We start from the raw sequence: 480 nt of genomic DNA on the forward strand, positions 1-480 counted from the left end.
GCTTAACCTCACAACCCGAAGATGTTTCTTGCGATTCATCATCGTGTTGCGAAAATTTGAGAGACTCACGAACAACTCTCGTTGTTCAGTGTTTCAATTTTCAGCTTGATCCAGATTTTTAAAGAGCAAAACTTCGCAGTGAACCTTTGCAGGTACACTCTGAAGTATTTTTTATTTAATCACTACAGAGATGGTGGAGCTATGCGGGATCGAACCGCAGACCTCCTGCGTGCAAAGCAGGCGCTCTCCCAGCTGAGCTATAGCCCCATAACATGTAGTTAAAACCTCTTCAAATTTGCGGTGCAAATTTGGTAGGCCTGAGTGGACTTGAACCACCGACCTCACCCTTATCAGGGGTGCGCTCTAACCACCTGAGCTACAAGCCTGTAGAGGTTTTACTGCTCATTTTCATCAGACAATCTGTGTGAGCACTGCAAAGTACAGTTCTTTAAGGTAAGGAGGTGATCCAACCGCAGGTTC

The 480-nt window shown here is 45.6% G+C and carries 2 tRNA genes; both read right to left on the reverse strand.

What is annotated here, in order from left to right:
* Positions 1-191: 191 nt before the first annotated feature.
* Positions 192-267 (reverse strand) — tRNA-Ala (locus tag BEB42_RS25950).
* A 42-nt stretch (positions 268-309) separates the two neighbouring features.
* Positions 310-386: transfer RNA gene (locus BEB42_RS25955), tRNA-Ile, on the reverse strand.
* Positions 387-480 lie beyond the last annotated feature (94 nt).

Origin of the sequence: Escherichia sp. MOD1-EC5990 (assembly GCF_002965285.1) — a bacterium.
Classification (GTDB): Bacteria; Pseudomonadota; Gammaproteobacteria; order Enterobacterales; family Enterobacteriaceae; genus Escherichia; species Escherichia coli_F.